General features: G+C 53.5%; 7 protein-coding genes. 5 read left to right on the top strand and 2 right to left on the bottom strand.

All coding sequences use genetic code 11. The features are described from left to right. Positions 1-10 precede the first annotated feature (10 nt). Positions 11-1,264: a multidrug efflux RND transporter periplasmic adaptor subunit MexE gene (mexE, locus tag AD664_RS05715; protein WP_053145055.1), complete on the bottom strand. Its 1,254-nt coding sequence runs from the start codon at positions 1,262-1,264 to the stop codon at positions 11-13. 198 nt (positions 1,265-1,462) lie between these two features. Further along, entirely contained in the window at positions 1,463-2,227 is a 765-nt protein-coding gene (locus tag AD664_RS05710; protein ID WP_042730127.1) for an ABC transporter substrate-binding protein, read from the bottom strand. Positions 2,228-4,378: 2,151 nt separating this feature from the next. On the opposite strand from AD664_RS05710, the gene AD664_RS05705 reads away from it, so the two are divergent. From AD664_RS05705 to AD664_RS05685, 5 genes are all read left to right on the top strand, one after another. Further along, positions 4,379-5,788: a TolC family outer membrane protein gene (locus tag AD664_RS05705; protein ID WP_042730126.1), complete on the top strand. Its 1,410-nt coding sequence runs from the start codon at positions 4,379-4,381 to the stop codon at positions 5,786-5,788. 105 nt (positions 5,789-5,893) lie between these two features. Then, entirely contained in the window at positions 5,894-8,056 is a 2,163-nt protein-coding gene (locus AD664_RS05700; RefSeq protein ID WP_042730125.1) for a type I secretion system permease/ATPase, read from the top strand. Beyond that, a complete protein-coding gene (locus AD664_RS05695; RefSeq protein WP_042730124.1) occupies positions 8,049-9,470 on the top strand; it encodes an HlyD family type I secretion periplasmic adaptor subunit in 1,422 nt (473 codons plus the stop codon). The genes AD664_RS05700 and AD664_RS05695 overlap by 8 nt, the downstream gene beginning before the upstream one ends. 129 nt (positions 9,471-9,599) lie before the next feature. Further along, entirely contained in the window at positions 9,600-10,121 is a 522-nt protein-coding gene (locus AD664_RS27485) for a hypothetical protein (protein ID WP_152622921.1), read from the top strand. A gap of 8 nt (positions 10,122-10,129) precedes the next feature. Next, on the top strand, positions 10,130-13,738 hold a 3,609-nt coding region (locus AD664_RS05685; protein ID WP_305728883.1), incomplete at its 3' end, for a calcium-binding protein.

The following is a 13,738-nucleotide window of genomic DNA, read 5'->3' as shown; positions in this document are numbered from 1 at the left end:
ATTCAGTCCCTTAACCGCGTGGGGTCGTCGCGGCCAGTTTGCCCGCCGCTCCGGACGCTGCCTTGGAAGGCGCGACTTGAGGCAGGTTGCTGGCTTCGAGCGCTTTACGTTGTTGTGCCAGGGCCGCGAGGGTGTCGTCGCTGGCCATCGGTACTGTTTCAGGCGTAACCGGCGAACCCGGACGTGCCCGTTGCAGCCCCTTGACGATGATGGTGTCGTTCTTGCTCAGGCCGTTGCGCACGATGCGCAGGCCTTCGATCTTCGGCCCCAGCTCGACGGCGCGGTAAGCCGGCTTGTTGTCGGCGTCCATCACCAGCACGAATTTCTTGCCCAGGTCGGTGCCGACGGCTTCGTCGTTGATCAGCACGGCGGAGTAGGTGCCGCTGCCCACCAGTTTCAGGCGGGCATACAGCCCTGGGGTGTACTCGCCGTCCTTGTTGTCGAACACGGCGCGACCGCGGATGGTGCCGGTCTGCGGGTTGACCTGGTTGTCGACGAAGTTCATCTGGCCCAGGTGCGGGTTGCCGTCCTCGTTGGACAGGCCCATGTAGACCGGGGTGGCCTGACCGCGCTGGCCCTGGCGGGCGAGCTGGGTGTACTTGAGGAAGACCCGCTCGTCCGCGTCGAAGTAGGCGTAGACCTTGTCGGTAGACACCACGCTGGTGAGCGGCGTGACGTCGGCGGTCACCAGGTTGCCGGCGGTGATCTGCGCGCGGCTGACGCGTCCGCTGATGGGCGAGATGACGCGGGTGAAGCTCAAGTTCAGCTTGGCCAGGTCCAGTTGTGCCTGGATGGCCGCGACGACGGCGCGGGCTTCCTGGGCGGCGGTGGTGCGCGAGTCTGCCAGTTCGGCGGAGATGGCGTTGCTCTGGCGCAGGCGGTCGCCGCGCTGGGCTTCGTTCTCGCTGCGGGTCGCCGTGGCGCGGGCCTGGGCCAGTTGGGCTTCGAGCCGACGGACCTCAGCCTGGAACGGGCGTGGGTCGATCTGGAACAGCAGGTCGCCTTTCTTGACCAGCGCACCTTCGGTGAAGGCTACGTCGTCGATCTGCCCCGAGACCCGTGGACGGATCTCGACGGTTTCCGGTGCTTCGAGGCGCCCGGTGAATTCATCCCATTCGTTGACGGGTTGTTCCAGGACCTTGGCGACGCTGACTTTGGCCGGTGGCATGGAGGCCGCCGTGTCCGGGGTCTTGCCGCAGGCGCTCATCACCAGCACCGCCAGCAGGGCGAGGGGAAAACGCAGTTTTGAAAGTGAATGTTCCATGGATAGCATCCGCCAATGTATTGAGAATGGGCGGATGATGCGTGGCGTGCGTCAAGGGAACGAATCGAATGAAATAAAGGTAACTATCATTCGGAATGATATAAGCCATCGATAACGCCTCTAGTCCGGGGCTTTCGTTAGGCTGCTATCAATAAAACTAATGATGGCTGGCTGACGAGGGGCGACCTCGCCAGCTGTCTACCTCGGCAGGTAGACGTCATGGATTCGCTTGATCGCGCCCTCCGCGCGAAGGGCGTCCACGGCTTTGCGCAGGTCGTCGACCATCTTCGGGGAACATTGCTTCGAGCAGGCCAGGTAGAGATCGGCATTGCTGCCCACCGGGCTCATGAGCAATTTGCGCTTGGACACCTTGGGCCAGATGTAGCGGCTCTCGGGCACGCCGTTGAACCAGGCATCGATGCGCCCCATCAGCAGGAGTTGAGCCGGGTTCTCGCCAATGGCCAAGGGGTAGATCTGGTCATCGCGAAAGCCCTCGGTGCGCAGGATCTCTTCTTGCGCACTGCCCAAGCCGACGCCGATCTTGTGGAAGGTGTCCCGCGCCTGGGCGAAGCTGTCGACCCGCTGTTCCAGGCTGAAGAATGCCCGCTCCATGGGCATGATCGACGCGATCCAGGTGAAGCGGTTCTCGCGGCCCGGTATGCGCGACAGCGGGGTGATCAGGTGATCGTGTTCCTCGCTCACGTGTTTCTGCGCCCTGGCCCAGGGCAGCACGTGGATTTTCACCGGATAGCCGGCCTTGGCCATGGCCGCCACGGCGACATCGCCGACGATTCCGTAGCCCCTGGGATCGTCGACGAACGTCAGCGGCGGTGCATCGAGGATGTGCAGTTCAATGACGGGAGGCTCAGCGCTCGCCGCGCGGGCAGCCAGCAGCGCCAGCAATAGGCAAACTCGGTACAGCGCTTTGCTGGGGGCATTCAAAACGCGTTGGGTCGGACTCATGGACGATACTTCAGGCATTGAAAGTGGTGCGCCAATCCAGGCGTGCGGGGCGCCGGTTACAACGTCTACAGGCCGGCTTCTTTATAGGAGGCAGAGATTCGGATACGCCACGATCGTTCCATCCGGTCACGTCCGTAGTGCCACCTTGGCCTGATTGCGTGTTTCTGAAGGTATAGATCATTTACTTGGCGCAAGCCTCGGATTTGGATGAGCAGCGGCTCGATGGATAGCCGGTACAAGATCACGTCGTAACAGCCCGCCGTCGATGAGTCTCGAACTCGCTCTCACAAGAGTTTTGGCAGATTGCATCGATTCAGGCTTCGTCTGGGGCCCACGTCGGTGTGCCTGCTCGTGGTGATGGACTTATTATCAGCTTCTCCTGACATGTCTGCTGCCGCCTGATACGTCAGCGCATCCCTCGCTTAGGTTCGGTCTGTAGGTCTTTTTAACCGTCTTTTGTGGGGCGATTCCCTTTATGCGAATCGAGGCGCGCTCACCCTATCCCATCCTGCATTTTGACCCCTACATTGGGTCCGGTTATTCGCAGTTGCAGTAGGCAGAGCATTGTTAATGACCAGCGGTAAGAACGACCAGCGTAGACATTCGCTTTCACGCTCCCGACGGGCCAGTGGGCAACGTTTGAGGGCCACGCTAGGAGAGCACTACATCTCTTTCGCTAGTTCTTCGGAGCTGCTTAGCATCAGCCCGCAGTGTCTGACGAATTGGCTCGCTAAATGCGTATAGAGCAGTTGGCGCGTTTGCTCAGCGTGAGTGAAGAGTGGCTGGCAACGGGGGAGGGAAGGCGAGCCTTGTCCTCGATGATCATCTCTTCCTGAGCGACAGAGCTTCCCGAGACAGACAGGAGATACTCGGCTGCTCTTTGGCAGAGCCTTGGGTGCGATGAGCGGATTACCAACCTCAGTGGCATGAGTGAGACGGGATCAATGTCCAAGCGCTGTCCCGATGAACCGCGAAGCGACAAAGTCAGTTCTGTCCATTGATGATCATCTGGGCCAGCGCAATCACCGTCTGTATCGACATCACATCCTCGCCCCCATAGATGTTCAGCGATGCTATAGAAAGTCGGTAGGGAACCCTGCGGCGTGATTGAATGGAGTAATGAGTCTTCATGATTCGTTGTTTCGCCTATCACGACGGAAGGGGCTCGATATTTGATGTATAGCGAACAGAGTCAACACCATGGCCATGTCGCCAAGTATAACGGGTGTTCGTGGTCAGCTTCGGAGCTTTCGAATAGCTTGGAGCGCAGGCGCTGGAGTTATTTTTTTGCGTTTGTATCTACTGAACGAACGTCGCGAGCTGCTTGCGCTGGCTGTCGATATCGGTCGTACATGCGGGCGGTGCCCGGAATCGTTCACCCATCATCTTTCTTACGGCTTGCTGAGTAGTCATTAGGAGGAGCAGGCCAATAGCCCATTCCTCAGCATTCCGCCTGACTATCTAGGACATGCGAGTGATGGTAGTTCTGGCCACTCCTTGCGTGCCCATTTAACACTGTTCGGAATTTCATCGTTTAGACCCAAACCCTGCCGTTGGTCGAAAATCGATTAGCCTTACATGCCGTCTCATGGGAATAGAAGCAGGAAGCGAGCTCAGCTTATCCTTACTAAAGATCATTACAATCAATGACTTATAAAAAAGATGTGAGTGCAACTGGCTGACCTGACCTGAAAGTCGATTTGCATTGGAAGCTCACAGTTAGGAAGCACATGGATTGGGTGATGGCTTTTTGATATCTTTCAAGAAAAGCTGCCATACCAACCATAAACACATATTCGTAAATTCGGATAAGCGCTGTGCCGTGTTTGGTTATAAGGCGTGGTGCTATATATAGTTTTCGAGAATCCAATCAATCTGACGAATGGGCGTTGCGTTTTGGCGGGAGTTTGGTATGGCAGGTCGAAGGTATTTAGAATTATTTGTTATTTGGTATATAGCGAAAGTCGAGTGTGTGTGATTTTTATAGCATTTATAAGCGTTTAATGCTGCCGAAAAAAATTAGACTCTTTGGTATTGGGCACATCCTGGAACGAAAAATCTTTTCTACAGGTAGGAAGGAGTAAAGTTTTTAGGCGTTGAGCCGAGCTAATGGAATGGATTTTTAAGTGATCGCTTCCTGGATAAGCAGTAATGAATCTCATTGACTCGGTTTGCCGATGTGTACTTATTGCGGGCTGCGCATCGAGCCCTTTAGCTTTTTCTTTTGATCGTTCGTCTTCAGATCACGCCGATCTTATTGGTGTGTACCAGTCTGCATTTAAAAACGATGCACAACTGGCTGCGGCTCGCCACGCCTATCTGGCTCAGCGCGAAGCGGTACCCCAAGCTCGCTCCGGTCTGCTGCCCAATTTGACGGCTGGTGCAACCTCAGAAACAGTTCGTTTGGAGCGCGACGAACCCTCGCTCAGTCGAGAGCGCAGCGGGACCACGTTTCGAGCCAATCTCAGTCAGCCCCTTTTTCGCGTCGACCGATGGTTTCAATTGAAGGCGGCAGAGTCGAGTGTCGCTCAAGCGGAGTTGGAGCTTTCGGTTAAGGTGCAATCGTTGGCGTTGACTGCCGCTGAGGCATACTTTGAGACGTTGCGTCAGCTTGATGCTCTGGCAGCGGTCCAGGCTGAAGAAGCCGCTTTGCTCCATCAGCGCGATCAGGCGCAAGGCAGGTTGGAAGACGGAGCATCGAGCATCACTGACGTGTACGACGCTCAAGCGGCCTATGACAACGTGCAAGCGAATCGGCAAGTGGTGCAGCGAAAGGTTGACGATGCGTATGAAGCATTGGGTCGTTTGACCAACCGATCCTACAGCACCATTTCTGGAATCGGACATCAGCTCCCCGTCGAATCCCCGATCCCTAACGAGGCACAGTCCTGGGTCGACACAGCGGTTCGTCAGAACCTGCAGTTCCAAGCCAGTGAGCAAGCCGAGCAAGCTGCTGCCCAAACCCTCAAGCAGCATAAGGCTGGCCATTTACCCACGATCGATGCGGTAGCCTCTTACCGTAAGGGTGACAACGATAGTTTCGGTTACAGCAACCCTACCGACTTTGGCCGCAACGGCTATCGTGACGATGTTTCGCAGAGCAGCATCGGCATTGAGCTGAATATTCCAATCTATTCAGGCGGAATGACCCGCTCCAAAGTTAAAGAGTCAGCCGAGCGGCTTTTGGAAAGTCAGGACCAAAAGGAAGATCGACGTCGTGAGATTGTGCTGAACACTCGAAATGCGTTCAGAAGTGTCAATACTGATATCGCGCAAATTGCTTCCCGCCGCCAAGGCATTGTCTCTGCCAGAAAATCCGTCGAGGCCAATCAGGTCGGAGTTGATATCGGCTCGCGAAATATCGCGGATGTACTGACTGCGCAAAGGCAACTGTATGCAGTGGTTCGCGACTATAACAACGCACGCTATGACTACATTATCGACAACCTGAAGCTGAAGCAGGCCGCAGGGACTTTAAGTGTTGATGACCTCAAATCCTTATCTGTCTATTTGAAGCAGGATTACGTGCCGGAGCGAGATTTCCTTCCTCCGGGAGTTTGAATGGATTTTGTTTGATGCTTCCCCAGGCATCAAAGTTTTCTTAATCGTGATTTTTATCGTGCCAGAGGCTCGGGCTGTCGCCTGCGCAAGGAATCTGTAACCGCAATGATCGAAAGCGAAGCGGGCGAATCGACGCCTGAAAATGCGCCCCTATTTGACACCGGATTAGCTTCTCTTGTGATGCTCGCTCGGTTTCATCAAGTTGCGGCTTCCGCTGAGCAACTCGCTCATGAGTTCGGCAGTGTCGACCGCCCCTTTTGTCAGGCGGACATGCTGTTAGCGGCACGTAAGCTTGGTCTCAAAGCTAAGGCCGCGAGCACGACCATCGACCGACTTCATCGCACACCGTTGCCAGCCATCGCTACGGATGTGAATGGCGCATTCTTCATCATCGCGCGCCTGGACCAAGGCAAGGTGCTGATCCACAACCCAGCCGTGCAGCGGCCCGAAGTGATTACTTTTGAGGCGCTTGAGTCTCGCTGGACGGGCCAGGTGCTACTGATTCGCTCGGAGGCAAATACGTCTGGTGAATCATCTCGATTCGACTTCACCTGGTTTATTCCCGCCATCGTCAAATACAGAAAGCTGCTGGGCGAAATCATGCTGGTTTCGTTCGTGTTGCAGATATTCTCGCTGGTGACCCCGCTCTTCTTTCAAGTGGTGATGGACAAGGTGTTGGTGCACCACGGTCTGACTACCCTTGACGTCATTGCGGTGGGGTTGGCCGTGGTGATGCTGTTCGAATCGGGTCTGACGGGACTGCGCAGCTATGTATTTGCCCATACGGCCAGTCGCATTGATGTGGAGTTGGGCTCCAAGCTGTTCCGGCACTTGATCACGTTGCCGCTGGCCTATTTCCAGGCCCGGCGTGTTGGTGACTCCGTAGCGCGGGTCAGGGAGTTGGAAAACATCCGCAGCTTCCTCACCGGTAACGCGATCACCTTGGTCCTCGACGTACTGTTCTCGGTCGTGTTCCTGGCGGTGATGTTCTACTACAGCGGTTGGTTGACCCTCATCGTCCTGGCGTCGTTGCCGCTTTATATTCTGGTGTCGGTGCTGATTACACCCGTACTGCGCTCACGGTTGAACGACAGCTTCGCCAGAGGCGCTGAGAACCAGGCGTTTCTGGTCGAGACCGTTAATGGTATCGACACCCTCAAATCGATGGCCGTCGAGCCCCAGGCCATCCGTAAATGGGACAACCAACTGGCCGGTTACGTGGCGGCCGGTTTCAAAACCCAGACGCTGTCTACCATCGCTAACGAAAGCGTGTCACTGATTGGCAAATTGGTCACGGTGGCGACCCTATGGGTGGGGGCTCGTTTGGTCATCGATGGGCAGTTGTCTGTAGGTCAACTGATTGCCTTTAACATGCTGGCCGGTCGTGTAGCGCAACCGATCATGCGCCTTGCGCAGCTATGGACCAACTTCCAACAGACCGGCGTCTCCGTGCAGCGCCTGGGTGACATCCTCAATACGCGCACCGAGATGGCTCAGGCGACGCGCAGTTCGCTGCCGCCGATTCGCGGACATGTCGAGTTCGATCAGGTGCACTTCCGCTATCGCCCTGATGGGGCGGAGATCCTGCGGGGGGTAAGCCTTCGCATTGAAGCGGGACAGGTAATCGGCGTTGTCGGACGCTCAGGCTCTGGCAAGAGCACTTTGACCCGCTTGCTTCAGAGGTTGCACGTCCCGGAGCGAGGGCGGGTATTGGTGGACGGAATGGATCTTGCGCTGGCAGACGTCTCTTCGTTGCGCCGACAGATTGGTGTAGTGCTGCAGGACAACATGCTGTTCGCTCGCAGCATCCGCGAAAACATCGCGCTTGCCGATCCCGGCGTACCGCTGGAGAAGGTTATTCAGGTAGCCAAGCTCGCAGGCGCCCACGAGTTCATTCTGGAGCTTCCAGAAGGCTATGACACCGTAGTGGGTGAGCATGGTGCCTCGCTGTCCGGTGGTCAGCGGCAGCGGGTCGCTATTGCTCGCGCACTGATGGGTAACCCCAGGATCCTGATCTTTGATGAAGCTACCAGCGCACTCGACTATGAGTCGGAGCGCGTTGTGCAGCAGAACATGAAGGACATCTGCAAGGGGCGCACGGTCATCATCATTGCCCACCGGCTCTCAGCCGTGCGCGATGCCAATCGTATTGTGGTGGTAGACCGCGGCCAGATTGTGGAGCAGGGCAGTCATGCCGAACTCTTGAACCATCAGGCTGGGCATTACTCACGTTTGTATCGTTTGCAGCAAGGAGCCAGCAATGTCTAACGCTGAAACGACAGGCTTACTGCGACGGTACCGGCACGTCTTGCGCGAATCCTGGAGAGCCCGCCGAAGCATGGATGCGCCGAAGCGCCTGGCGCATGAAATACAGTTTTTGCCAGCTTCTCTTGAACTACAGGAGCGTCCGACACATCCGGCACCTCGGGTGTTCATGTGGGCGATCATGAGTTTCGCGGCATTAGCCTTGGCCTGGGCGTGTATTGGCAAGATCGATGTCGTGGCGACCGCCACCGGCAAGATCATCCCCAGTGGCAAGAGCAAGGTTATTCAATCCAGTGAAACGGCAGTGGTCAAAGCCATTCATGTCCACGATGGTCAGACTGTAAAAGCCGGTGAGTTGTTGTTGGAGCTGGACTCTACTGCCGCAGAGGCTGACGTGGGCCGCGTGCAAAGCGACCTGTTAGCCGCTCGAATCGACAGCGCTCGGGCAAGTGCCATGCTTGATGCCATTGATCAACAGCGAGCGCCCAAAACTCTGAATGGCGCGATTCCGGGCGCCGATCCCGAGCATGTGTTGGCTGCGGAGCGTTGGCTGCAAGGCCAGTACCAAGAGTACCGCAGCGGCTTGGAGACCGCTGAGGCCGAGATCGCTCAGCGCCAAGCCGACATACAGTCGGCCCGGGGCCAGGTCGCCAGTTTGCAGAAGACCCTACCTATCGTCGCGAAGCTCGCGGATGACTACCGGCATCTTTTGGAGAAGCAGTACATCGCTCGCCATGCCTACCTGGAAAAAGAACAGGCTCGGTTGGACATTGAACGGCAGTTGAGCGTGCAACAAGCCAGTTTGTTGCAGTCCTCAGCGGCGCGGCAGGAGGCTGAACGCAGAAGAGCTGGCGTGGTGGCCCAAACCCGACGGTCTATGCTGGATTTGTTACAGCAGGCAGATCAGAAGGTGGCGTCCTTGAAGCAGGATTTTGCCAAAGCTGAATATCAGGATGGGTTGACGACACTGGAGGCACCAGTGGATGGGACGGTGCAGCAGGTGAATGTACATACGGTGGGAGGGGTGGTGACGCCGGCACTGCCGCTGTTGACGATCGTACCCACCGGGCAGCCGGTTGAGGTTGAAGCTGTGTTTGAAAATAAAGATGTTGGGTTTGTGCATCCGGGGCAGGCCGTCACTGTAAAAGTCGAAACATTTACATTTACCAAATACGGAGCGGTTGGCGGTGAAGTTATAAGTATTTCTGATGACGCCGTTGAGGACGAGAAACGTGGTTTGATTTACAGCGGTAAGATACGGCTTGAGTCGGATCATTTAACGGTGAAAGGACAAAATATAAGGTTGTTGCCTGGCATGGCGGTCACCGCGGAAGTCAAAACGGATCAGCGTAGGATAATCGAGTACTTTCTAAGTCCGTTGCAAATTGCAGTTAATGAAAGTTTGCGAGAGCGATAGTGGGAGGAGCATGGTTGCTAAAAACTATGTGTTTATTCCGCAAATTAGGTTGGGGGGTGGTCGTCACGTCGTTCCAGGTGGGGTTGTTCTTATGAGTTCTAGTGATGTATGGATTAGGGGTGGGCAAAGATGCAAATAAGAAAATATTACAAGCTGGTTGTCCTGTCGATTGTTTCAATTCTATTTCTTTTTGCCACGGTAAATATACGGGCGGAAGGGCAGCGCGTTGAACTCAGACTTGAGGGCTCTAGCAGTGTTTCGGAGAAGCTAGTCGATGTGCCGCGAGACAGTCGTTATTCAATTCGCGTGGATTATTATTATGATGCGCACAATCTGGCTAGTCGGGCAGATTTGTGGAGGGCGGTGGGGGGCTTGCATATGGAGGCGCCTGGTAAGGCCGTTGAGTCGGGAGCTCCTTTTGATGTGCAAGTTCAGCTTATAGAGGAATCATCTGGTCGCCAAGTATATAAAGCAACCAAAAAAAATCCAAAGTTATCCTCTTGGGGTGAGGGTGTTTTGCATGCTGAAGTTGCTGATTTATTTCTTAAGTCGGGACGTTATCGTTTGATTGTTCGGCGCGATGGCTCCGCGGAAAGCATAAGGCCAAATAGCGCCACAGTTACTTTTATCAAAGCGTTTTACGGTAAATAGAGGAATTTATGCCTAAGTTAATGGTCAACGTCGCTAGTCGTGGCACCCCTTTATCGGATGGAGGTGCGTCTCAAACTGGGCATCTATGGTTTGAGTTGGTTTCAGATGATGGAAGCGCTCTAAGCTTCGGTTTTGCTCCCATCGAAGACGGAAGTCCCTACGGGCCTGGCGAAGTTAAGCGTCATGACGATGAACATTACTTAGGAACTGAATATAGTCAACAGATAAATATAACTGACTATCAATATCAAACCCTGCTCGATTTTGCGCAGAGTCCAGAGGCATATAATTTCAGTCTACAGTATTCAGGGATCAATAATAGTTGCATTGATTTTGTGTGGAAAGCACTAAGTCTTGTGGATCTTAACTCTGAAGGGTACGAGGGTGCAATCTGGCCGACAAGTAATATTGAGGCATTAAGGGCGCATCTTATTATGCCGTGGACTCAAGAACTTAATAATAAGTTGATCTTGGATATGAAACGGGCATTCGGTACTGCAGAGATAACGAGAAGTCCGATCATTTTGGATCTAGATGGAGATGGTGTCGAAACACTTGGCCTATCTGCTGGCATCCATTTTGATCACGATGGTAATCAGTTTTCCGAAGCGTCAGGCTGGGTGGCTCCAGATGACGGGTTATTGGTTCTCGACAGAAACGGAAACGGTACGATTGATGCCGGCAGCGAGTTGTTTGGTAATAACTCGATGGGAGCAAACGGAAATAAGGCTGCAAATGGTTTTCTATCATTAAGCGCGCTTGATGAAAATGGAGATGGCGTATTTGATGTGCGCGATTCCGCTTTTTCGCAAGTGCGGGTCTGGGTAGATGATAATTCTGATGGTGTCAGCCAGTCTGGTGAGCTTTATTCTCTTGAAAGTGTGGGAGTCGCCGCTATCAATACCGGGTACGAAGAACCTGGCGCTGTTGATGCTAATGGTGATGTTTCAGCGTCGGTTATAGATGCTAGTGGCAATCAACATCGTCAGGTGGGAACTTTTTTGCGCACGGACGGAAGTATTGGTATTGCGGAAGACGTCTGGTTCATAGCGGACGGTGCGGACACGATTGACCTAGCTGAAACGACTATACCTAGCGCTATCAGTATACTCCCTAATTTGGATGGATTTGGGAATGTACATAATTTGCATACCGCAATGGCGCTTGATGCTTCGGGGGAGTTGAAGTCGCTTCTTGAACAGTTTGTCAATGCCAATGATTCAACTACGCGCCAAAACTTGGTCATTGACATCCTATATCATTGGGCCGGGGTCGAAGATATCGATCCTGAAAGCCGTGCAGCAACTCAGATCTATGGAAACGTAATCGGGGATGCGAGGAAACTTGCGGTATTAGAAGCGTTTCTGGGTGAGAATTACTTGGGGACTTGGTGTTGGGGAACTCGTGATCCCAATCCCCATGGCCCGGCGGCAGCAATCTTGCTCCAGTCTTTTGATAATCTTATGGCGGCCGTTTACGGCAAGCTAATGCTGCAAACTCATTTCTCATCAATGTTTGATGGTGTGGAAATTGAATTGACCGAAACTGGCAGCGTTTGGAATGTGTCCTCTATAATTTCTAAGCTGAAGGTGCAGTTCGACAATGATCATGAAGCTGGAGGTGTGTCTATAACTGAGTTTGGAAGGAGTCTTTCTGAGCTTGGAGATTTCGGGCGTGGTTTGATCGAACGGCTCCAGCTTGCCCCTGCGACCGAAGACGGACTTTTCGATAGCTTGTTAAAGAATATCGGAAAAGATAGTTCTTTTGGTGGGTTTGGGAACGATGTCCTCAATGGTACGGGCCTGGATGACTCTTTGTATGGATTCAGTGGCAATGATCGTATATACGGAGGTCTAGGCGATGATCTGTTGTCGGGCGGTGTGGGGGAAGATTATCTTGCCGGTGGAGATGGTGCTGATGTCTACGAATTCGGTAGGGGCGATGGAAAGGATACCATTTTTAATGCCGATCAAGACGTAAGTGGTTCTAAAATTGACAAGCTGCTATTTGGTCCAAGCATAACCGCAGCGGATATTATAGTTCGACGCAACTACTATGATCTGATTTTGGAAATAAAGGGTACGTCGGATTCAGTTACGATACAGAGTTATTTTGACGAGGATACTGTTGCTAATCATGGTTACGCGGTCGATCACGTCGTATTTGATGACGGCAGCTTTTGGACAATTGACCAAATAAAGATGGTCGTACAACGTCCAACCGACGGGAATGATGTCATTTGGGGTGATGCCTCTATCAATACCCTCAAGGGGGGCTTGGGCGATGATAAGTTATATGGTCTTGCTAATGATGACCTTCTTGATGGGGATGAGGGGAAAGATTTAGTCAACGGTGGTGATGGAAATGATGTGCTTGCAGGTGGCGAGGGTGATGATAGCCTCTACGGAAGCACTGGCAATGACGTCTTGATAGGCGGATTTGGGAACGATTTCCTAGAGGGTGGCGAAGGTTCAGATACTTATCAATTCGGCAAGGGTTGGGGGCAGGATACAATTAATAATCCTCAATTAGGCGTCGCCGAATTCGATGCCATTACATTTGCCGATGGTATTACTTCTGAGGATGTTATACTCAGCCAATCTGGCACAGACTTAGTCATTTCCTTGAGGGGCACAACAGATCGTCTGACGATAAAATATTATTTTGAACCGTCGGGTGGTCTCTCTTACCGAGTTCAGCAAGTTAACTTCGCTGATGGAACTGTGTGGACGTCAGATTTCATTAGCACCATGGCCCAGAATGGATTTGAGGGGGACGACCTTCTGCCAGGAACCGATGCTGCTGACTCGTTGGTAGGGGGATTGGGTAATGACACTTTGCACGGCCAAGGTAGTAACGATAGCTTGAGAGGGGACGACGGCAGCGACACTCTCTATGGTGGCGGCGGTGACGACATCATCCATGGTGGTAGTGGAAACGATATTCTTGATGGTGGAACTGGTAAGAATCAGCTTTTTGGTGAGGCGGGCGAAGATGTAATCCAGGTCGCCTACAACTCAACGGACAATACTTTAGCCGGAGGAACCGGTAACGATACGTTGACCGGCAGCTACTTTTCAGACACTTATTTGTTTAATTTAGGTGACGGTCAGGACACAATCTCGGAATATGATCCCGGTTATAGCGCTACGGATGTTCTTCGTTTCGGCGAAGACATACTCGCCAGCGATATCTTGATGCGTAGGACTGGTTCCGATTTGGTGTTCATGCATCGTAATGGTATCGATCAGGTAACCCTAAAAGCAGTGTTCGATCGAAATACTTCTGATAGTAGCGCTCTTGCTTCGGCCCTTATTGAGCGTATTGAGTTTGCAGATGGCACAACCTGGACATGGTCGGATATGGTTGCAGCGGGTCTGAGCCAGACGGGGACCGCGGGGGCGGACAACTTGGTTGGTTTCAATGGCAACGACATCATCCATGGAGGAAGTGGAAACGATACCTTGGATGGCGGAGCCGGTACCAACCAACTGTTCGGGGATGCCGGCGATGATGTAATCCAAGTCGCCTATAACTCGAGGGATAACACATTGGCCGGTGGGACCGGTAACGACACATTGACCGGAGGTTACTTCTCAGACACCTATCTGTTCAAC

It is taken from the genome of Pseudomonas sp. P97.38, assembly GCF_001269745.1.
Classification (GTDB): Bacteria; Pseudomonadota; Gammaproteobacteria; order Pseudomonadales; family Pseudomonadaceae; genus Aquipseudomonas; species Aquipseudomonas chlororaphis_E.
This window is presented reverse-complemented; position numbering and strand designations above follow the sequence as displayed.

Excerpts from the sequence above, each read along its gene's own strand:
- AD664_RS05710 (WP_042730127.1), bottom strand. The coding sequence starts at position 2,227 with ATGAGTCCGACCCAACGCGTTTTGAATGCCCCCAGCAAAGCGCTGTAC.
- AD664_RS05700 (WP_042730125.1), top strand. The coding sequence starts at position 5,894 with ATGATCGAAAGCGAAGCGGGCGAATCGACGCCTGAAAATGCGCCCCTA.
- AD664_RS27485 (WP_152622921.1), top strand. The coding sequence starts at position 9,600 with ATGCAAATAAGAAAATATTACAAGCTGGTTGTCCTGTCGATTGTTTCA.
- mexE (WP_053145055.1), bottom strand. The coding sequence starts at position 1,264 with ATGGAACATTCACTTTCAAAACTGCGTTTTCCCCTCGCCCTGCTGGCG.
- AD664_RS05705 (WP_042730126.1), top strand. The coding sequence starts at position 4,379 with ATGAATCTCATTGACTCGGTTTGCCGATGTGTACTTATTGCGGGCTGC.
- AD664_RS05695 (WP_042730124.1), top strand. The coding sequence starts at position 8,049 with ATGTCTAACGCTGAAACGACAGGCTTACTGCGACGGTACCGGCACGTC.